Origin of the sequence: Rhodococcus sp. PML026 (genome assembly GCF_000963615.1) — a bacterium.
Lineage (GTDB): Bacteria > Actinomycetota > Actinomycetes > Mycobacteriales > Mycobacteriaceae > Rhodococcoides > Rhodococcoides fascians.
In genome coordinates this window covers 415810-437595 of sequence record NZ_KQ031370.1, presented here as the reverse complement: position 1 = coordinate 437595, position 21786 = coordinate 415810, and the positions used below count along the sequence as shown (strand labels likewise).

Here is a 21786-nt window from a genome sequence, read left to right as displayed (position 1 = left end):
TGTCAGCGCCTGCGGCGCAGCATCTTTCGGCGGTACATGTCGGCGTCGGCAACCTGGGTCAGCGCCTCGAGTACGTCGGGTCCGGGGGAACCGACGGCGATGCCGTACGTGACCGAGACGACATGCCCGTCGACGAGTTCCTGCGCGAGAGCGTCGATCTGCAGCGCGTCGAGGCCGGCGACGAGGACGATGAACTCGTCGCCGCCGAGCCGGGCGATCACACTTCCGGCCGGTGCTTTCTCGGTCAGCGTGTCGGCGAGCCCGATGAGAATGCGGTCGCCCGCAGCGTGGCCGTCCCTGTCGTTGACGGCTTTGAAGTGGTCGACATCGAACACGATCGCGGCGATGTTCTCGGATCGACGAGCCGCTCGGGCAGCGAGATTCGTCGCCGCGTCGACGGCACCGGCGCGGTTGAACACCCCGGTGAGCGGGTCACGGAGAGCGCCTGCGATCAGGGCGGCACCGAGAGCGCCGAACACCTCTGCGGCAGCGAGAATGCACACGACGTAGAGCGCGCCCCACAGCATCGGTGCCGGGGCAGGCGCGAGCAGCAGCGCCGTGGCCGACAGCAAGGCCAGCGCCACACACAGGACCCGTGCTACGACGACGGGGTACGTCGCGCGCAGGTAGAGCGCCAGAAACATCGCGGGAATCAACGCCCACACCTGGGCAGCGAGATTCTGATGGGTCAGCATCGTCAGCGCTGGAGCCAGTGCCGCACAGGCAATCGCGATCCCCTGCCGCACCGGGCCTGGTCGACGAGACAGGATCGCGACGAATCCCACCGCAGCGACCACTGCGGCCCACATCTCACCCATAGCCCCGGCACCGTTCGTGTCGGCCCAGGATGCGAAAAACGCAGCCGAATAGAGCACCAGCAGTACGGCGAGAATGGACGACAGAACGCGGCGACGCGAGTCGATCACCACCGACCCCGCGCTCGCCGGCTGCCTGTTTCGCCGTGGGGACACAGCTCATCATCGCCGCCTACCCGCTGGCGTTACCGGACCGCCCCGTACTTTTCCTGCACCAGCAACACGATCAGCCCAAAAAGCGGGCACGCTGTGGCGGCATTCACCGCCGCCGATGAGCTCGTTCGATGCGAAAGTCGTCGCAGGCAACGGAACGGCGGGGTCGTGGTCGAGACAGCCGCCGTGCGCCCTGGCAGGGTATTGGCCATGCCCTCGTTCCCGCACGTTCCGCATCCGAGTTCGGTGCACGGTACGGCGGGTCTACGGACGCGGCTGTTGATGTACTTTCTGCTGGCCACAACCGGTCTCTATGCAGTGGGGGTGATCTTGACGTTGCTGCCTCACGGGGACCGGGTGACGTCCGATGTCACCGGTGGTGTCGTGGCTGTCGGTCTGGGAGCGGCCGGCGTGGTGATGCTGTGGGTTCGGCCCGGTACCGCGGTGGCGCTTCGGCTTGCCCTGGCCGCGGCGATGGTGGCGACACCCGCGGTGATGGCGTTCCATCGGCTCGCGGCGGCGCAGAGCCAGTGTCTGATCGCGGCGATGTTTCTGGCGATGTACATCCGTGCGTTCCATCGGGACGGACCCGGCAGAGTGCTGGTCGGCGTGCTCGTGGTGAGTGTGCTGTCTGCGGTGTGGGTTTCTCCTGCTCCGATGTATCCAATTTCGTACCTGATCTTCGGCGTCGCGGTGATTGCCGCAGGCGAGGCGTTCGGTGTGGTGACCAAGGCTCTCATCGTGGCGTCGTGCACCGATCCTCTGACCGGAGTGTTCAACCGGGCGGGATGGGAGATGGCCGCGGCGGAGGTGGCAGGCAACAGGACTGCGGAGCTCCCGGTCGCGGTGGTGATCGTCGACGTGGACAATTTCAAGGCCGTCAACGATTCGGGCGGACATCGTGCGGGTGACGAACTGCTGATCGATCTGGCGCAGTCCTGGACCCGCGCAGCTCCCTCCGACGCCGTGATCGCACGTCTGGGCGGTGACGAGTTCGCGGCGCTCCTGACAGGGCACAGCCGTGACGTGGTCGACGAGTTCGCCCGGATCACCGCCGAGTCGTTGCCCTACGCCAGCGTCGGAACAGCTCAGTCCACGGATCCGCAGGAGTCTGTCTCGGACGTTCTCGCCCGCGCGGACGAAAATCTGTACGGCGTCAAACATGTTCGCCGAGAACGCCCTTGAGGAGTCGGTGTCATGGGGGAATCCCCACGTCGCCAAAGCAAATCCCTACCCGCATCGCTGCCGCGTCAGTTCCCGGCTACCTCGGTAGCCCGAGCGAGTCCGTCGACGAGGGTCGGCAGGAAGTACGGAATCGACAGTGCCGTAGGGCCTACTGCGGCACCGGCTTCCTGGCCGACGAATCCTGCCACGGCTCCCCCGGCGACGGCCGGGATCTGCCGCGTCACCGGTGATCCCGTGAATTCGGCCAGTGCAGCGTCGGTGTCGACCTGAGTGAACACCACGTCGGCGTCGATTTTCGAGATGTTCTCCGCCGAGACGGTGGTCGAGAACGTCGAGTCGCCGCTCGCCAGGGCCGTCACCGACGGGTCCGAGGTGAAGCCAAGATTCTCGAGCAGCTCCACCCGTGGGTCGGACGGCAGCAGCAGGTAGTAGACATCTGCGGCCTCGGACACGTAAGCGATTGTGCGGCCATCGAACTCGGGGTGTTGCGAACCTGCGTCGGTGACATGCTTGTCGAGATCGGCCACGAGATCTCGAGCCCGATCCGGCACGCCCAGCACGTCGCCCGTGGTGGTGATGACGTCGCGCCACGGCGTCGACCACAGCTCTTCCGGCGGTGCGATGACGGGGATCCCGGCGGCGGTCACCGCGTCGTACTCTGCCTGGGTCAGACCCGAATGCGGGGCGAGCAGAACGTCGGGGTCGGCGGCGAGCACCTTCTCGACCGTCAATGCGTCGGTCACGTTGTCCAGCAACGTCGGAGCGGGCCCACCGCTGGCGTCGATGGCGTCGGAGATCCACGGATAGATCAGGTCGTCGCCGCCGCCGTATTCAGCCGACGGCATGGCCACCGGCACCACACCCAGTGCGAGCACGGCGTCGGTGGTGCCGAAGCCCCACGTGGCAATCCGCTCGGGCACGGCGTCGAGGGTGGTCTCTCCGTACATGTGCTGCACGGTCAACGGAAACGAGTCGGTGGACGACGCGGCGGGGGCGGAAGCGTCGTCGGCATCGGACGAGCTGCAGCTCACCAGAAAGAGCGAGGTGAGCACAGCGGCAGCGAGGCTGGTCAGTACACGATGGGTCATCAAAAGTCCTGTATGTCGGGGTAGTGACTAGAGGTTAGCCTTAGCTTGCCCTAACCGCGAATCGGGCTCCCAGGAACCTCCCAGCCGGAGCCCAGGGTTCTCCCCGGATCTCCGCAGAGTATTGGCACTACCGAAACATCCAGTGCCACATCGAAGGAGACAGAGCGCGATGCCTCGCATTCCCGAACCCACGAACACCCCCGACGGACCCGCGTACGAAGGTCGACTGCTCGACCGTCCCGACGAGGAGGTGGTCGATCAGGGTGCCGCTTTCGACATCACCACCCTTCTGACCCGCCGCCGTGTTCTGAGCATCGTCGGAGCCGGTGCCGGAGCACTCGCCCTTGCGGCGTGCTCGAGTACGTCGAACGCCGGAAGTACCACCACCACAGCTGCATCGACGACGGCGACCACCGCCTCGGCCACGCGCGAGATTCCGCAGGAGACCAACGGCCCGTATCCCGCCGACGGCACCAACGGCGTCAACGTTCTCGAAGAATCGGGAATCGTTCGCCGCGACGTGACGTCGAGCCTCGACGGTGGCACCACCGTCAGCGGTGTCCCACTGTCGTTCACGTTCACCGTCACCGATATGGCGAACGACAACCGCCCCTTCGAGGGGGCAGCGGTGTACCTGTGGCAGTGCGACGCGAACGGCAAGTACTCGATGTACTCCGAGGGTGCCGAGGACGAGACGTACCTGCGCGGTGTACAGACGGCCGATGCGAGCGGGAGTGCCACCTTCGACACGATCGTGCCCGGCTGCTACTCCGGCCGCTGGACGCACATGCACTTCGAGGTCTACCCCGACGCAGCGTCGGCAACCAACGCGGAGAACGCAATTGCCACGTCGCAGGTCGCCTTTCCGCAGGAGATCCTGAACGACATCTACCAGCTCGACACCTATCCGGGCTCCGCGAGCAACCTGGCCCAGCTCGGCAGTCTCGACAACGACAACGTGTTCGGTGACGGCTACGACCTGGAGATGGGCACCTTCACCGGCGACCCCACGAGCGGTTACGTCGGCTCGCTGGCAGTCGCGATCGACACCACCACCGAGCCCGCCATGAGCGCAGCGCCTTCCGGCGGCGGTGCGGGTGGCGGACAACCGCCGATGGGCGGCACACCCCCTGCCGGCGGACCTGCCGGAACCGCTCCCACCAACTGACCCTCCCCGACCTTACCCACCGAAGGAAACATCATGTTGCACAACCTCACTGGATGGCACGCCCTCGTCGTTCTCGCCATCGTTCTGCTCGTGTTCGGTTCGACCAAACTCCCCTCGCTCGCCAAGGGTGTCGGTCAGTCGATGCGCATCCTCAAAGACGAAGTGCGTGAGGACAAAGCGAAGACATCGGCGACGCCCGACGACGTCTCGGTCCCGGTTCCGTACCGACACGCCTCATGACCGCAGCCACCGCCGTGCGGGGTGCGATGCCCCTTGCCGGGCACATGCGCGAGGCACGTCGCCGTGCGATCCGTGCGGCGGTGTCGCTGCTCGTCGGCGTCGTGATCGGCTTCGCAACCTCCGATCGGATTCTCGACATCCTCCGCGGCCCCGTCGAGGAACTGGCGCTGTCCCGCCAGGCCAGCCTCAACTTCGAGACCGTCACGGGCGCATTCGACCTCCAGCTGCGGATCGCACTGTTCACCGGCGTCATCGTGTCGAGTCCGGTGTGGCTACGGGAGATCTTCGCTTATCTCACTCCAGGATTGACCCGTCGCGAGAAGAAGTACGTTCTCAGTTTCTCTGTGGCCGCCACCCCACTGTTCGTCGCCGGGTGCGCGTTCGGGTTCACCATTTTCCCTCGCATGGTGAGCGTGCTCGCGGGCTTCTCCTCCGACGAGGACAGCACCATCCTCAACGCGTCGTACTACGTGGATTTCGTCATGAAGATCGTGTTGGCAACCGGTATCGCCTTCGTCCTGCCGGCAGTGTTGGTGATGCTGAACTGCCTCGGCATCGTCTCCGCGCACAGGCTACGCAGCAGTTGGCGTGTCAGCGTGGTGGCGATCGCCCTGTTCAGCGCGCTGGTCACCCCCGCGGCAGACGTGCTGTCCATGTTCCTCGTCGCGCTGCCGATGGTCACCCTGTTCGGCGCGGCTCTCGCGATCACCGAGATACACGACAGACGATCGTCCAGACGTGCTACTGCACAGGAGAATTCATCATGTTCGGCCTGACATTCGAGAAGTTGTTCCTCGTCGCGATCATTGCGGGGTTCATCCTCGGCCCGCAACGACTGCCCGGCTACGCCCACCGACTCGGACGGGCGGTGCGCACGCTGCGGCACTTCGTCGACAGCACCCGCAGCACAGCGGAGGCCGAGATGGGCGTCCCGCTGCGCCGCAGCGAGTGGGAGTCGTTGGACCTCAAGCAGTACGACCCACGCCGCATTGTCGCCGACGCACTGCGAGAGAACGACGCTCTGCGAGAGAACGACACGGGGACACCGGCTGATCCAGATCTGGTCGCAGAGGCCGCCCGAGTGCGACCCGGTCAGAAGTATCTGATCACCGGACCGTCATCGCATCCGCGTCGCGTGCTCATCGAGTCACTGCCCGAGAACGATCCACGCCGGATCGCGGCCGAGGCATCGACGCGCGAAAGTGCGTGCTGAGGCGGTAAATTGTCGGCTCAGCAGCCAGGACTCCAGGAGAGTGAACGCCGATGTCCGATCACCGTGCACACGAGTTCGAGATCCCCACGATCGACATCGGTCCCTTCGCCTCGGGCAGTACGGCCGACGCGGTAGCCCGAGGTCGTGTGGTGGCCCAGATCGACGATGCCTGCACCCGTTCCGGATTCATGCAGATCGTCGGGCACGGCATCGGAGACGATGTACTCGACGGTCTGGCGCGGTCCATCGACTCGTTCTTCGCGCTGCCGCTTGCGACCAAGAACGAGTACCGGATACCCGACGCGAATCGTGGATACAGCCCGCCCAAGAGCGAATCATTGAGCCTCAGTGTGGGAGTCGAGTCGGCATCGCGGATGAACGACTTCTTCGAGGCGTTCAATGTGGGGGTCGAAGCGCGGTCCTTCGACTCCCTCGATCTGGACGAGTCGGATTACGGGATCAACGTGTGGCCCGACGAGCTGCCTGATTTCCAACGCGACGTCGAACGGTATTTCGCCGAGGCGTCTCGGGTCGCCCGCACTCTCACCGGAATCTTCGCTGCGGCACTCGAGCTACCGGTCGACTTCTTCGACACTCTCACTGACCACTCGATCGACGTGCTGCGGATGAACAACTACGCCCTGCCCGAGGGCATGGTCACCCTCGACGGTGACCTCACCGGGATGGGCGAGCACACCGATTTCGGGATCGTGACGGTGTTGTGGGCCGACCAGGTGGCCGGTCTTCAGGTGCTGGGTACCGACCGCGTGTGGCACGACGTCGCTCCTCGTGACGGAGCGCTGTTGGTGAACCTGGGAGACCTCACTGCGCGATTGACCAACGACCGGTGGCTGTCCACTCTGCATCGCGTCAAGCCACCCGTCGTCGACGGCACGATCGTGCGTCGGCGGTCGGCAGCGTTCTTCCACGACGGCAATGTCGACGCGGTGATCTCCACGTTGCCGTCCCACCTGGACGCGGATTCCGGCCTGGCCTACGAGCCGGTGTCGGTACGCGATCACATCGCCGCCAAGCTCGCCGGATCGCGGCAGGGCAAGGCGAATGTCGGCGCGGTCCGCGAGGCCGCACGCGTACGCGCGGCGGAAGGCCGATGACGGACGCGTCGGTCAGTCTTCCGACCTCTTGAGCACGGCGATGCACGTCAGAAAGACGATCTTGATATCGAGCCGGAGGGACCAGTTCTCGATGTAGTAGTTGTCCCATTCCGCCCGATCCGCGATGGGGGTCTGACCGCGTAGTCCGTTCACCTGAGCCCATCCGGTGAGACCCGCTTTGACGCGATGTCGCTCGCCGTAGCGTCTGATCTGCGCTGCGAACAGGTCGACGTACTCCGGCCGCTCGGGACGGGGGCCGACCAGGCTCATGTCGCCGCGCAGCACGTTGATGAGCTGCGGCAGCTCGTCGAGCGAGGTCTGCCGCATGATCTTGCCGATCCGGGTGCGTCGATCCACGCCTTCCACACCGCCGGGTGCCGCTCCCTCGGTCCGGACGAAGTCCGCATCGGAGTCACGTGGTGGCCGCATGGATCGGAACTTCAAGCAGTCGAACGGAACTCCGTCTCGGCCGATTCGTTCTTGCGCGAAAAAGATGGGCCCGGGGGAACTCGCCCGTACCAGTACGGTGAGCACGAGGAACACCGGCGACAGCAGCAGCAGAGCCAGTCCCGCAGCGACCCGGTCCAGCGCGCCCTTGAGGACGAACTGCCACCCCCTCGGATCGACATGCCGCAACACCATCAGGGGCAGCCCGCCCAGATGCTCTATGCGCGCGTGCATTCCGACGGTATCGAACATGCGGGGTACGAGCCAGACGCGGGCACCGGCATGCTGTGCTGCACGGATCGCGTCGACTATTTGTTCGTGCGGAGCCGACGCGAACGCGATCACCACCTCTTCCACCCGATGCGCTCGGAGTATTCGAGTCAGGTCGGTGAGCGGTCCCAGATACGAAAGCCCGTGTTGCACAGAGGGGTCGACGTCGGGCGAGGAGTCGACTGTCCCGACGAGATCCATCCCGTATTCGGAGGACTGCTTCATTCTGCGCGCCAGTTGCTCTGTGACGGGACCACTACCGACGATGACAGTCGGTGCACTCGCATGGTGTTTCGCGCGAAACCAGCGCTGCCCCCACGCCCGTGCCAGGCACGCGATCGCGAGCGCAACCGCTGCGCACAGCCACACACGGACCATGACTGCACCTGGGCGATAGGGAGTCTCGATGGCCAGTATGAAAGCGAGCGTGATCAGGGTCGCGAAAGCGACGGCGGATTGAACCGGGCCGATTTCATCGATGAAGTTTCGTCGAAGCCCACGCCGGTAGAGCTTTCTCGACGCGAGCAGCACAATGACCGTGGGCACGAACAACCATGGGTACCAACCCAACGCAGCGACGCTGCCGGAGCTCCAGTGGACACCTTCGGCTACGCCGATGGCGGTGGCGAGCACGTCGAAGAGAACGGTGAGGATCGTACGAACAGGGTTGCTCCGTATTCGATCCGATACGTTCCTCCCGAAGCGGGCTTTCACTGACTGCGGTGTCGATATCGTCATCGTCGATCCGCGCGAGTTCGACTCGATATCCGGTCCTTCCAAATTTCATGTCCTCAGAGCGGTGTTGCCGTTCGGCAGTCGACATTTCGTACACCGAAGACATATCACCCTTCACGTTCTTCCGGCGTGCAACGCAAGCATCGTCACTGTCGAAACAGCGCTGCTGTCAACGAATTCGCTGTTGAATGAGCCAGGCGATGTCTTCGAGGGTCTTCACGTGGCCGGACGTCCATTTACGTGGCCGGTAGTCCCACACATCCAGCATTCCGACGGTGAAACCCGAGTCGGACTTGATCGGCGCTGCCATATAGGCCATCAGATCCGCAGTCGCGTGATCCCCCAGTAGCGCATGCTCTCGAATGTCCTGTGCCACCAGCGTTTCGCCGGTTTCCACCACGACACGGCACGCCGACCGCTCCACCGCTACGGTCTGTGGCTGCGCTGCCGTTCCCGATGTTCCGACGCTGGCCTTGATGAATTGCGTGTGATCGTCGACGAACGAGATCGACGCACCCTGTGCTCCCATGGCTCGCAAGGTCATCCGGGCCAGTTTGTCGAACTGCTCGTCACGAGAACTGCCGATCATGCCCGTAGCTCGTACGGCGGCGAGACGGTCGACGTCGCCGATCTGCAGGTACGTCTGCGGAAGTGACGTCGAATCGGGATCGGACAACTCGATGTTCTCGTATTCGAAACTACGGGCGTCCGCGAGCACGGCGGCCACTTCCGGTGAGGACTCTCGTTCGAGTTCGGTGACGAGCCGAGTGATGATTGCCCGACGTGCGTAGGTGTTGAGGGACTCGCCGGCCTTGTCGGCATGGTGCGTCAACAGCCTGTTGATTCGATCTCCGAATCCGGTTTTTCCCAAGTCCACCTATCGGACGGTGATTCACTCCGCTCTGTTACGCGCAGCGATCGGCGGCCACCCCGGCTCACACTGGGCGGAAACCGGCTCCCGGCTCTCCCGATTGATTCAGCAGCCGAACGGATTCCGCTGCCGACGCGTACGCGGTGGGACTGATCAGCGGCACCCCGGATGCGTGGCTGGTGATCCCGACGAGGGTGGTGCCGACGACCAGTGGCCCACCGGAGTCGGCCCAGACGGTGAGGGCGTCGGACATCAGGTCGCTGCCGCGGGCGTCGACGATGCTGCCGCAGGTCACTCCGCTGCCGAGCCCGGTCTTGCAGACGGGCTGCCCCACCGATGCGGTACCGATGTCGGTGACGGTGATTCCACCCAGACTGTTGACGGGTGTCACCTTGGTGGGGTCGAGAACGATGACGCCGTAATCCGGCCCCCAATGTCCGACGGCGGTAGTGCCGACCGGGGCCGCGGGCGATCCGACGAGCGTGACGGGGAGTCCCGACCGAAGGATGCAGTGGCCTGCGGTGAGTGCGACGAGTCGGCCCGCGTCGTCGTAGCCGACGGCCGCGATGGAACAGACGGTGAGATCGTCGAGGCCTCCGGTGGTGACGAACCCACTACCGGGGCCGACGACCGGAAGTGGCGCCGCGGTTGCGGTGCCAGCGGACGTCGCGGTGAACGCGAGAACCAGGGCGGTGAACAGTCCACTGACAACACCGAATCGAGCAGTCTTCATGGTGGGCATTCCTCGTCGATGAACGTCGGTTCGGGGCGAGCGACAATTGTCGCGTTTCACGCCCATCCAACCAGCGCCCGGCTACGAATGCGACTTGTGTGGTGGATTGTCGGCATCGTCGCCGTGTGGTTGCTGATCGGCGCGCTCGTTGCCGTGTGGATCGGTCGTGGCATCCGTCGAGCCGACGTCGAAGAGTCGGCAACCGAGTCCACGATCAGATCGACACAGGAACCACCACCTGAAAAGGACGCCGCGTAGTCAAGCGATGTCACTGCGAGCCGGCGTCAGGAACGCATTACGAACGAACCGTGCGACTTCGAATCAACACGGCAACTCCCATCCCGATGAGGGCCAGGATCGGCGGAGCCGCTATTGCCATGTTCGCACCGATGGCAGTGAACAGGACCACCGCCGCCAGAGCCGCGAGAAAGTACACAACCGCAAAACGTGGTGCCCAGAACACTGTGTGCACGGATTCCTCCTACATCGGAAGCAGTCTCACTCGGACCACAAGACAAGAACGATTACGACCAAGACGACGAACAGCACCAGGCCACCGCCGGACAGAGCAAGTGTTCGTGCGTTGGTCACGGTGAAAATCCCGTCGCCTGCTGGGGTGGCGTTAGTTTCGGTGATCGAGAACGTGACCGCGAGCAAGAGCAAGAACTCGACAACCCATGCCCACCAGGGCAAGTCGAGTCGTGCCATCGTCAACGCGGATCCAAGCGTGACGGCCAGCGACACTACTGCCGCGTAGACCACTGACGGCAGGGTCACACCCCACGGAGTCCGGATGCTCTTCATGTCTCCACCCCGGCCCAACCGCTGCCCCGCATTTTACGAACATGGCCACTGTCGTTAGCCAGAGTACCTAGTTGACCTCCCCAGTCAAGGACTGGTCGCACCATCACTCCGCAGGCGTGTCCCCGGCTTCGAGGGTGAACTGCACAACGTTGATGCGTGAGTTCTTGAATCGCTCCGACGACCCGGTGAGGTACTGCACGTATTTGTCGTAGGTCGCTTCCGACGACAGTGCGATGGCCTCGTCCTTGGACGCGATCAGCTTCTCTGCCCACGTGTCGAGTGTCCGCGCATAGTGTGGTCCCAGCGCGTGCTCGCGGAGCAACTCGAATCCCGCCTCGGCCGCTTTCGCCTTCACCACCTTGACCAACGTCAACTGCCCACCGGGAAAGATGTCGCGCAGAATGAAGCGAGAGAAGTGCGCATCCTCACGCGTCAGTCCGCCTGCACCCGACGCCGGATCGGGCGGCGTGATGACGATGGTGTGCAACAACATTCGACCGCCCGGCTGCAACACCGAGCGGCACTTGGCGAAGAACGCCGAATACCGCTGACGTCGAAAGTGCTCGAACGCGCCGATACTGACGATCCGATCGACGGGTTCGTCGAATTCTTCCCAGCCCTGCAACCGGATGTCGACGTTGCGTTCGGTCGGGAGATCCGCGACGAGCGCGCGACCACGGTCGTACTGGTTTCGACTCAACGTCAGACCGATGACATTGACGTCGTATTTCTCCACCGCGCGTTTGACGAGAGCTCCCCAGCCGCAACCGATATCGAGCAGTGTCATGCCCGGCTTCAGATCGAGCTTGCCCAGCGCAAGGTCGATCTTGGCCGTCTGCGCTTCCTCCAACGTCATGTCGTCACGCTCGAAGTAGGCGCAGCTGTACGTCATGCTCGGATCGAGGAACAGCGCGAAGAAATCGTCCGACAGGTCGTAATGCGCCCGCACATCGTCGACGAACGGCTCCAGTTGTTGGTTCATCACGCCACACCCTTCCCCACAGCATCGGCGCCGATCACTCGGCCTAGTGCACGGGCACCCTGCTCGCCCAGCATGTCTTCGTGTTCCACATCGACCTGTGTCACCGAGATCCGCCCGTCGACGAGGCCCGTCCAGTGCTTCGCGCCGTCCGAGCCGCGGGCGGCGAAGTAGTGGACATCGCCCGCGTACACCGCCGGCTCGTACGGCGCGACCCAGCTGGGCGCGGAGGCAACCGGCCGATACATGGCACGTAAATCGTCCTCGGTGAGGAAAGTCAGTTCGGTTCGCGTACTCCGCAATTCGGCAACGATGTCCTCGAAGGAGGTCGCCTCGACCCCGAGCTGACGAGCCAGATCGTCGACGCCGAATTCCTCGGCGTCGTCGGGGGCGGAAAGTTGCGCATCGACGAGGGCCAGCAACGCGACGTCCTCGCCTTCCGACTGCAACTGCACGGCCACCGCGTGGGCGATCACACCGCCGAGCGACCACCCCAGCAGGTGATAAGGCCCGTGCGCCTGAACCTTTCGGATTTCACGCACGTATACGAAAGCGAACTCCTCGATCGACGACGGCGCAGCGTCGCGGTTCGAGATGCCCGGATCCTGCAGGCCGTACACCGGTCGGTCCGTCTCCCCGAGCAAAGACAGGTAGCTCCAAGCAATTCCGATGGCCGGGTGCACACAGAACAGAGGTGCGCCCACGCCGTCGGTCCGCAGGGACAGCAGCACATCGAACGCGCCACTCGGTTCGATGTCCCCATCGTCCATGTCGAGGCGCGAGGCCAGTGCCGTGATCGTCGGGTGCTCGAGCAATGCACTGATCGGAATTCGACGGCTCAGTTTGTCGCCGAGGGCGTCCATCACCTGCACCGCCGAGAGGGAATGCCCACCGAGGTCGAAGAAGTTGTCGTCGATGCCGATGTCGTCGGCGGCGATGTGCAGTACGTCGGAGAACACGGTGTGTACGAGTACTTCGGTGGACGAGACCGGCGCGCGTCGTTCGGTCGACATCACTGTGGGTTCGGGCAGCCCGCTCGTATCGACCTTGCCCGACAACGTCATCGGCAGTGCATCCACGACGGTCACCGTGCTGGGCACCATGTAGGCGGGCACCGTTCGCGCGAGGAAGTCGCGAGTCTCTCGCGGTTCGACCGCACCCACCACGTAAGCAGCCAACGAGTTCGCATGCCCGATCACGCTGGCTTGACGCACAGTCGGGTGACGCAGCAATGCCGCCTCGACCTCGGCGAGTTCGACGCGATGGCCGCGGATCTTCACCTGTGAATCGACTCGGCCCAGGTATTCGAGTTCGCGTCCGGTCTCGCGCGCCACCCACCGCACCAGATCGCCGGTGCGATAGAGCCTGCCGTCACCGAACGGATTGGCGACGAAGCTGCTCGACGTCAACGCAGCGTCGCCCACGTACCCTTCGGCCAGGCCGGCCCCGCCCAGGTACAGCTCCCCCACGACGTCGGTGCCCACCGGTCGCAGACGGGCGTCGAGAACCACCGTGTCGAATCCGAGAGTGGGTTCCCCAATGGTCACCGCAGCCGATGCCCAGTCGCGCTGATGTGTGGTGCAGGTGCTCATGACGGTGCCCTCGGTGGGCCCGTACGCGTTGAACACCGAACGATCCTGCGACCACCGCTGCAGCAGTGCAGAATTGGCGGCCTCGCCGGCCATGACGACCACACGAAGAGAAGGCAGAGCCGCAGAGTCGGTCACCTGCAGCACGGTCGGCGTGAGGCAAGCATGGGTCACCTGGTACCGGTCGATGAGCGCTTCGAGCTCACGCCCTCCATGCACCTCGGGCGGCACGATCACCAGGCTCGCTCCGGCCCCGACGGCCATCAGTGTCTCGAAGATCGACGCGTCGAAACTCGGTGACGCGAACTGCAACACGCGGGATGTCGGCTCGACGTCGAACAGGTCTCGTTGGCTCTGAACAAGATTCGCGATGCCGCGGTGCGTTACCCGCACGCCCTTCGGCACCCCGGTGGATCCCGAGGTGTAGACGACGTACGCCGTGCTGTCGACGGGGACTGCGCGTACCTGGAAGTGGTCGAGCTCGTCATCGTCGACCGTCAGCCAGTCGTTTCCGGCCGAGAAAAAGTCCACGGATGCGATTCCCGCGACGGGGGCTGCGCGATCGAGAATCTCCCGTACTCGTGCAGCGGGCTGCGATGGATCGATCGGCAAGAAGCCGGCACCGGTCTTGGCCACGGCCCAGATCGCGGTGAGGTACTCGACGGACCGTGGCAGGGCGATCGCCACCAGAGATCCCAGCTCAGCGCCGGCCCGGACGAGCTTGTCGGCCAGTGCATTCGATTCTCTGTCCAGCTCGCGGTAGGTCACCGATCGTGCATCGTCGATGACCGCGATGTTGTCGGGCCAGCTACTCGCCGCCCGCACGAATACTTGCGTCAGTGTGGACTGGTCGGCCGTGCCGTCTCGACGGGACACGACAGCCGATCCGCCCTGACCGAATTCTGCGCTGCCGAGCCGAAGGTCCGGTGCCGCGGCGACCGTGTTCAACACCGTGGTCAGACGTTCCGCGAGTCCGGTGACGACGGCCCGGGAGAACCGGTCGGCGGAGTACGCCAGAGTGCCCAGCAGCCCGGCATCGGATTCTTCCACCACGAATTCCAGATCGAATTGCGTCGCCGTGATGTCCACCCGGCGCGGGCTGACGGCGCTCTGGCCCAATTCGATTGTGGGCGTGTTGACGTCGCCGAAGGCCAGGAGCACCTGGAACAGCGGGTGGGTATCGACGGCGCGGGTGGGTTGCACCGCGTCCACTACCCACTCGAACGGGACGTCCGAGTTCGCGAAAGCATCGAGGTCGCGGTTGCGCACCTCGGTCATGAAGTCCTCGAACGTCGTCGCCGGATCCACGTCGGTCCGCAGGACGACGGTGCCGACGAACATGCCGACGAGGTGGTCGAGCGCTGGGTCTGCTCGGCCCGACACCGGAGTTCCGATGGCGATGTCCCGCGTGCCGCTGGCCTCGGCAAGTACGGCCGCCAGCGCCGCATGGACGACGACGAAGACCGTCGCGCCCAGTCGATGCGCGAGCGACCGCAGACTCGCGAGAGTGTCTGCGTCGATGGCGAACTGGACTCCCGACGCCTCCTGCTCGGCGTCAGGAGTGCCGGTGGGCAGGTCGAGGAATTCCGGCAGGCCGGCCAGGGTGCGCCGCCAGAAGTCGAGTTGGTCGAAGGCCACCGCGTCCAGGACGTCGCGTTGCCACACGCGGTAGTCCGCATAGTCGACGGCGAGTGGAGTGAACTGGGGTGCAGCTCCGGCCGTTCGAGACAGCAGAGCCGTCTCGATGTCGCGGCTCAATGGGCGTAGCGACAGGCCGTCGACCGCGATGTGGTGGGCGACGACGGTCAGCACGCGCTCACCGCGACGTTCGGCGAGCATGAGTCGTAGCGGTGCCTCGACGGTCAGGTCGAAGCCCTGCTGTGCCACCCCGCCGATGCCGGCATGGGCGTCGTCCAGTGTCGAGAGTACGATCTGCGGATCGAGGACGACGGTCACGGGCCCATCGCCCGTCGACGGGTATACCGTGCGGAGCGGCGTATGCCGTTCCAGCACATCGGCAATCGCCGAACGCAGTACCTCGAGGTCGAGGCCTTCCGGAAGCGTCACCTCGAAGGCGATGTTGTAGGCCGCCGATGTCGGGTCGTATCGATTCTGCAGCCAGATGCGTCGCTCGGCCGGCGCGAGGCCGGAGTAGGAGCGCGCATCGGCGCGGTGCACCAGCGCAGGGAGCGCGGTGTAGTTGTCGGACAGCAACTCGATCGCCGACGCGAGCTGCGCCGCGGTGGGGGCCTCGAATACCGTCCGCACCGGAACCCGAACGCCGAGAACCGCACTGATGCGGGTGGATACGCGGGTGGCCGCGAGGGAGTCTCCGCCGAGGACGAAGAAATTGCTGTCGACGGCCGGCACGTCGACCCCCAACGTGTCGGCGAAGATTCCGAGAATGACGTCCTGCGTCAACGTACGTCCGGCCCCCGATTCGGAGTCCGACGGCACCGCCGGAAGCAAGGCAGCCTTGTCCACCTTTCCGTTGCCGGTCAACGGAATACGATCGATCGATGTGATGACGGCCGGCTGCATCGACAACGGCAGCTGGTCCAGGAGCCACTGGGCCGCGTCGAACTCGCTGATTCCCACCACCCAGGCATGAATTCTGTTGTCGACCACCAGTGCTGTTGCTGCGCTGACGTCGGGATGTGCCTTGAGTGCGCTCTCGATGTCTCCCAGTTCGATGCGCACACCGTTGATCTGCACCTGGTCGTCGCGCCGGCCGCGGTAGTCGAGCAGTCCCGACAGCTCACGTCGGACGAGATCACCGGTCCGGTACATCCGGGCACCGCCGTCGGTTGCGACGAAGCGCGCGGCGGTCGACGCCGGGTCGGAGCGGTAGCCGCGAGCCACGCCGGACCCCGCGAGATACAGCTCTCCGACGCCGCCGAGTGGCACCGGCTGCAACCGGTCGTCGAGCACGAATGCTCCGACGTGGTCTAACGGGCGGCCGATCGTGACGGGCTCTCCGGTGCGCAGCGAATCGGCCAGGGTGGCCACCACCGTGGCTTCGCTGGGTCCATAGGCGTTGAGCATCGACCGTCCGGGCGACCACTCGTCGACGACCCCGGCACCGAGCACATCTCCGCCGACGGCGACGGTCTCGACGCCGTCCACCGGCGGCACCGTCGCGAGCACCGCGGGTGTGGACAGGTAGTGGGTCACCCGATGCTCGGCGAGGAAGGCCGCCATCTCCTCGCCGCCGAGGAGGTCACGTGGCGCGATCACCATGGTCGCTCCGGCCCCGAATGCAAGCACGAGCTCGAGCACCGCGGCATCGAAGTTCACCGAGTATCCGTGCAGCACCCTGGCAGTCGCTTCGACTCCGTAGCGCGTAACAACTTGCTGCGCCAGTGAATACACACCCTGATGCGTCACGACGACGGGCTTGGGCGTACCGGTGGAACCCGACGTGTGGATCACGTACGCCGGGTGCGCGGGTTCGAGCGTGGCCAGGCGGTCGGCGTCGGTCACTGGCGCTTCGCTGAACGTCTGCGCGTGGCTCTCCTCGACCCACAGCACTCCCGGTTCCGTTCCGCCGAAACCGATCTCGATGGGCCCCAGCATCTGCTCCCGTCGGGCCGCCGGGTAGCGGGGATCCACCGGTACGAATGCTCCGCCGGCCTTCACCACGGACCACAGCGCCACGATGTACTCGGCCGAGCGCTCGAGCGACAACGCGACGAGGGTTTCCGGTCCCACGCCGTGGGCGATCAGCAGGCGTGCGATTCGGTTGGACCGACGATCGAGTTCCGAGTACGCCAGCGATTCCAGGCCATCGATCGCCACCGAATCTGCTGTGCCACGGACCAACACGTCGAGGAGCGTGCCGGTGTCGGATTCGGCGGGTTGTGTCGGTGCATCGGCAAGAGCGAGGTCGCCGACGACGAACGCGGGGTCCGACACCGCCGCATGCAGGAGTGCCGTCATCGCGGACGCGAACTGTTCGACGGTGGCCCGCTGATACAGGTCCAGCGCATATTCGATCTGTCCGACGAGACCGGCCGATTCGGCATGTCCGGCGGAGGATTCCTCCAGCACGAGATTGAGGTCGAACTCCGAGGTGCGAGTGGGTATCTCCAGCACCGAGAACGGCAGGTCGTCGACCGATCGGTGCGGTGCGTTGTCGAATGCCAGCATCACCTGGAACAGCGGGTGCCGGTCCAGAGATCGGTCGGTAGTCACGGCGTCGACGATGCGCTCGAACGGCACGTCCGAGTGCGAGAAGGCGTCGAGGTCTGCGGAACGGACGGCACCCAGCAGGTCGGCGAAACTGCCGGCCGGGTCCACTGTGACTGCGAGAGGGAGTGTTCCGACGAACATTCCGACCATCTCGTCGAGCGCCTCGTGGCCTCGCCCGGCCGTCGGAGATCCGACCACCACGCGGTTCGACGTTCCGAATCGACTCAGGGCCGCAGCCACGGCGGCGTGGACCACCATGAACGTGGTCGCGTTGTTCGACCGCGCCAGCTCACGGATACCCGCATGTAGGTCCGGCCCTATCTCGAACGGAACCGCGTCGGTGGTCATCGATTGCACTGCTGGCCTGGGGAAGTCCGACGGCAATTCCGCCAACGCGGTGTCGCGCTCCCCCAGCACCGACGTCCAGAACGAGAGCTGTTCGCCGGCAACCGCATCCACTGATGCCCGGTTCCACACCGAGTACTGGCCGTACTGCGCCCGCAAACGTTGCCAGGTCGGTGCGTGCCCGGCCGCTCGTGATGCGTGGGCGAACGCGAAGTCGCGCACGAGTGGGTCGAGAGACCATCCGTCCATCGAGATGTGGTGCACTGCCACGACGACCACGGTGTCGCGGGACTCCTCCACGCTCAGCAGCGCTGCCCGGATGGGCACGTCGGCAGCGACGTCGAACCCCTGCCCGGCAATAGCCGCGACGGCGTCGTCGAGATGATGCCCGGGCACAGTGCGGGCCGGAACGTCGACCAGGACGGTGTCGGTGGGCCGCACCACCTGCCGCGGACCGTCGCCGTCGTCCGGGTAGTAGGTACGCAGCGCTTCGTGTCGTTCGGCGACATCGCGCAGTGCTGTCAGGACCAACGAAGCATCGCCGCCCGCTGCGACCCGGATGGCGATGGGCATGTTGTAGGCGGGGGATGTGGGGTCGAACTGGTTGAGGAACCATAGCCGCTGCTGCGCATACGACAGCGGAACATGCTCCGGCAGAACGGTATCGAGCAAGTCGAGCGACACTGCACGCTCGGCCGACGAAACGATGGCGGCCGCGACGGCGCGGACGGTGGGGTCGGCGAACAACGCGGTGAGCGAGACTCCCGAGCCGAGACGAGCGAGCACTCGGGTGGCGCTGAGCGAGTCACCACCGAGCTCGAAGAAGGAGTGCTCGCGACCCACCTCCTCGACGCCGAGGACGTCGGCGAAGGCTGCGGCGACAGCACGTTCGGCGGCGGTCTGCGGCGCTACGTACTCGGTGTCCGTCGGCGCGGTGGGGGCCGGTAGTGCGCGGCGGTCGACCTTGCCGCCTGCCGTCATCGGCAGTGCGTCCAGAACCACGATGTGACGGGGAATCATCCATGCCGGCAACCGGTTCCGCAGGTGACCGTCCAGCCCGTCGCAGGCACCGGTGACGTACAGGGCCAGTCGGTCGTCGCGAACGACGGCTGCGGCCGCGGTCACTCCAACGAAAGAGGTTGCTGCGGCTTCGATCTCACCGAGTTCGAGTCGGCGCCCGTGCAGTTGGACCTGGTGGTCAGAGCGTCCCAGGTATTCGAGCGAGGACCCGTCGAACGACCATCGGACGATGTCGCCCGTGCGGTAGAGCCGCGCTCCGGCCACGCCCGGGTCTGCAACGAACCGCGTCGCCGTCGAACCGGGTTGGCCGTCGTATCCGCGGGCGAGTCCGTCGCCGCCGAGATACAGCTCGCCGACGCCGCCGTGGGGTGTGGACCGCAGGTGCGAATCCAGTACCAGGGCACGAACACCCGGCAGTGGCGCACCGATCGTGACGCGCTCACCGGCGACCATCGGGGCAGACAGTGTCGCCAATACCGTTGTCTCGGTGGGGCCGTAGGCGTCGAGCATCGTTCGTTCGGGAGAGGCGAACCGGTCTCGCAACGTGGGTGGGCACTCTTCGCCGCCGACGTCGAAGACCTCGATGGAGTGCAGATCCGCCGGGTAGAGTGTCGCCAGCACCGTCGGCGAGGTGATCAGATGCGTGATCTTCTCGCTGGCCAGGAACGCGGCAAGGGCAGGCCCGGCGTAGACATCGGCCGGCGCGATCACCAGGGTGGCACCCGCCGCGAATGCGGCAAGAACCTCCTGGATGGACGCGTCGAACACCGGCGAGGCCAGGTGCAGCACTCGTGAGTCGGCGGTGACGGCATACCGATCGACGACGTTGTCGGCCAGTTGCGCCAGGCCGCGATGAGTGACGCTGACGGCCTTGGGTTTTCCGGTCGAGCCCGAGGTGTGGATGACGTATGCCTCGTTGTCGACGTGCAGCGCCTGCGGCACGAGGTCACGCTCGTTCGCGTCGAGCAGATCCTCGATGTCGAACCATTCGATCGTGTTCGGAAGTTGTTCCAGCACATCCTTGGTGGTGATACCGAATTCGATGTCTGCGCCGGTCAGCACAGTCGCCAGCCGCTCCGTGGGCTCGGTGGGGTCGATCGGAACGAACGAGGCCCCAGCCGTGGAGATCGACCACGAGGCAAGCAGGGATTCGTAGGAGCGTTCCATCGCCACGGCGATGCGCTTCTCGACGCCTGCGCCCAGCGAGATCAGTTGCGCAGCAATGTGTTCTGCGACCCTGGTGAAGTCCTCACTGGACTGATCGACACCCGCGGCACGCACCACCGTCCCGCGTCGCAGCAGCGCCGGCAACGGCCTAGGCGACACCGTGTCCGCTGGACGCGCTGTCAGGAACGCGGATTCGTCCGCGGCGTCGAGCACATCCAGTTCCGATACGGCAAGGCCCTCAGGGGCATTGACCACCGCACGCAGCAGAGCCAGGAACCGGCGGTGATGGGCTGCGAGTTCGTCGGTGGAGTAGAGAGCCGGGTTGCCGAGGAAGTCGACGCGGGTGCTGGTGCCGGCAACTCCGGGGTAGACGTTGACCATCATGTCGTCGATGGGGCCGCTGGAGAGCACGCGGTATTCGCCGATGACATCGCCGAGCCGAATTGTGCTGTTGTACATCATGATGTTGACCGTGGGGCCGAACACTCCGCGTCCCGCGGCGGCGCTGTCGGTGCCGTCGCCGGTCTCGCGCTGCATGTCCTCGACGCGGAATCGCTGGTGGCGCAGCGCGCCGGTGAGTTCCACCTGAATGCGTCGGAGGAGTTCTTCGACGGTCACGCCCTGTTCGACGCCGATGCGCAGGGGCACGACGTTGGACATCATGCCGGACGATTCCCGCAGTTTGGTGGTGGCTCGGCCCGATACCGGGAGGCTGAGCATGACGTCGTCGGTGTCGGTCATGCGCGCGAGATACAGCGCGAATGTGGCGAGCACGACGGGAACGTCGGAGCTGTTGTACCGATGTGCCACGGCCGCCACGGCTTCGGTGAGGTCTGCGTCCAGCACGGCACCCACACTCACCGTCACGCCGCTCGGTGCCGCGCGCGTGTACGTGTTGCCGGCCAGTCGGGGTGCGTCGAGGTGGCCGTCGAGTCGGCCGAGCCAGTACTGGCGGTCGGTGTCGTAGCGGGAGGAGTTGGGGTACGCGGCCTCGTAGTCGTAGATCTCGCGGACGCCGATGGCGCGCGTCTTGGGAATCTCGGTGCCCTCGGTCAACGCGGTGTACACCGCCGCGGTGCGTTCCTGGACGGAGATCGCGCCGAGTCCGTCCATGACGATGTGGTGGGCGCGGCTGTACCAGTAGTAGTGCCCATCGTTCACCTGAATGATCTCGGAGGCGATCAACTGATCGCGAACCAGATCGACGGGGCGACGGTACTGCTCGTCCATGTAGCGCTGAGCATCCTCGACGGGATTCTCGCGGTCTCGGAAATCGCGATAGATCATCGCGTACGGCACCCGGAGGTCTCGCCACTGGTACGGATGACCGTCGTGCAGTCCGATCCGCACTGCGGGCGATTCGAGTTGCCTGCATGCGATGTCCGTGGCTCGGATCAGTACGGCCGGATCGATAGCGCCGCGAATTTCGACGTATTGGGCGATGGTGAACGGCACGTCCGGTGCCAGCTGCTGGGCGAGATAGATATTCATCTGAGCAGCCGACAAAGGGAAGCGGCCATCCTCGAACAGCTCACCAACCTCTGGCGACACTCGATGACCTCCTCAACGCATATGCTTCGACGGCGTGAATTTTCGGCTGACGTGCCGCCCAGCAACGTCGATCTACATCGCCCGTAACAAACCTAGTCGACCCACTG

At 65.1% G+C, this 21786-nt stretch carries 15 protein-coding genes; 6 read left to right on the top strand and 9 right to left on the bottom strand.

Annotation, left to right across the window (positions count from 1 at the left end):
* Nucleotides 1-2: 2 nt before the first annotated feature.
* Nucleotides 3-926 (bottom strand): GGDEF domain-containing protein, encoded by a 924-nt coding sequence (locus VF34_RS06510; protein ID WP_052718634.1) that lies wholly within the window; start codon nt 924-926, stop codon nt 3-5.
* A 252-nt stretch (nt 927-1178) separates the two neighbouring features.
* Between VF34_RS06510 and VF34_RS06505 the strand changes: the two genes are divergently transcribed.
* Nucleotides 1179-2153, top strand: coding sequence for a GGDEF domain-containing protein (locus tag VF34_RS06505; RefSeq protein ID WP_045841118.1), 975 nt, complete (start codon nt 1179-1181; stop codon nt 2151-2153).
* Between the two features lie 65 nt (nt 2154-2218).
* Here VF34_RS06505 and VF34_RS06500 read toward each other — a convergent pair whose 3' ends face one another.
* Nucleotides 2219-3241 carry an ABC transporter substrate-binding protein gene (locus VF34_RS06500; protein WP_045841117.1) on the bottom strand — a complete coding sequence of 341 codons (1023 nt, stop codon included), beginning with the start codon at nt 3239-3241 and terminating at the stop codon, nt 2219-2221.
* A gap of 169 nt (nt 3242-3410) precedes the next feature.
* Between VF34_RS06500 and VF34_RS06495 the strand changes: the two genes are divergently transcribed.
* Genes VF34_RS06495 through VF34_RS06475 form a run of 5 tightly spaced genes read left to right on the top strand, consistent with a single transcriptional unit; the run spans nt 3411 to nt 6977 of the window.
* Entirely contained in the window at nt 3411-4409 is a 999-nt protein-coding gene (locus VF34_RS06495; protein WP_045841116.1) for a dioxygenase family protein, read from the top strand.
* A 33-nt stretch (nt 4410-4442) separates the two neighbouring features.
* Nucleotides 4443-4649: a twin-arginine translocase TatA/TatE family subunit gene (gene tatA / locus VF34_RS06490; RefSeq protein ID WP_032366957.1), complete on the top strand. Its 207-nt coding sequence runs from the start codon at nt 4443-4445 to the stop codon at nt 4647-4649.
* Nucleotides 4646-5425, top strand: a complete 780-nt coding sequence (tatC, locus tag VF34_RS06485; RefSeq protein ID WP_045841115.1) for a twin-arginine translocase subunit TatC — start codon at nt 4646-4648, stop codon at nt 5423-5425. The genes tatA and tatC overlap by 4 nt, the downstream gene beginning before the upstream one ends.
* Nucleotides 5413-5862 carry a Sec-independent protein translocase subunit TatA/TatB gene (locus VF34_RS06480; protein WP_045841114.1) on the top strand — a complete coding sequence of 150 codons (450 nt, stop codon included), beginning with the start codon at nt 5413-5415 and terminating at the stop codon, nt 5860-5862. The genes tatC and VF34_RS06480 overlap by 13 nt, the downstream gene beginning before the upstream one ends.
* A gap of 50 nt (nt 5863-5912) precedes the next feature.
* Nucleotides 5913-6977, top strand: a complete 1065-nt coding sequence (locus VF34_RS06475; RefSeq protein ID WP_045841113.1) for an isopenicillin N synthase family dioxygenase — start codon at nt 5913-5915, stop codon at nt 6975-6977.
* A gap of 12 nt (nt 6978-6989) precedes the next feature.
* On the opposite strand, the gene VF34_RS06470 is transcribed toward VF34_RS06475, so the two are convergent.
* From VF34_RS06470 to VF34_RS06445, 7 genes are all read right to left on the bottom strand, one after another.
* Nucleotides 6990-8432, bottom strand: a complete 1443-nt coding sequence (locus VF34_RS06470) for a sugar transferase (RefSeq protein WP_045841112.1) — start codon at nt 8430-8432, stop codon at nt 6990-6992.
* 166 nt (nt 8433-8598) lie between these two features.
* Nucleotides 8599-9306 carry a GAF domain-containing protein gene (locus VF34_RS06465; protein WP_045841111.1) on the bottom strand — a complete coding sequence of 236 codons (708 nt, stop codon included), beginning with the start codon at nt 9304-9306 and terminating at the stop codon, nt 8599-8601.
* A 58-nt stretch (nt 9307-9364) separates the two neighbouring features.
* Nucleotides 9365-10033 (bottom strand): chymotrypsin family serine protease, encoded by a 669-nt coding sequence (locus VF34_RS06460; protein WP_045841219.1) that lies wholly within the window; start codon nt 10031-10033, stop codon nt 9365-9367.
* 295 nt (nt 10034-10328) lie between these two features.
* On the bottom strand, nt 10329-10505 hold the full coding sequence (locus VF34_RS24920; protein ID WP_156158503.1) for a hypothetical protein: 177 nt from the start codon (nt 10503-10505) through the stop codon (nt 10329-10331).
* A gap of 26 nt (nt 10506-10531) precedes the next feature.
* Nucleotides 10532-10837 (bottom strand): hypothetical protein, encoded by a 306-nt coding sequence (locus tag VF34_RS06455; RefSeq protein ID WP_045841110.1) that lies wholly within the window; start codon nt 10835-10837, stop codon nt 10532-10534.
* Between the two features lie 103 nt (nt 10838-10940).
* Nucleotides 10941-11819 carry a cyclopropane mycolic acid synthase family methyltransferase gene (locus VF34_RS06450; protein ID WP_032371805.1) on the bottom strand — a complete coding sequence of 293 codons (879 nt, stop codon included), beginning with the start codon at nt 11817-11819 and terminating at the stop codon, nt 10941-10943.
* A complete protein-coding gene (locus tag VF34_RS06445) occupies nt 11819-21679 on the bottom strand; it encodes a non-ribosomal peptide synthetase (protein ID WP_082079169.1) in 9861 nt (3286 codons plus the stop codon). The genes VF34_RS06450 and VF34_RS06445 overlap by 1 nt, the downstream gene beginning before the upstream one ends.
* Nucleotides 21680-21786: the final 107 nt, after the last annotated feature.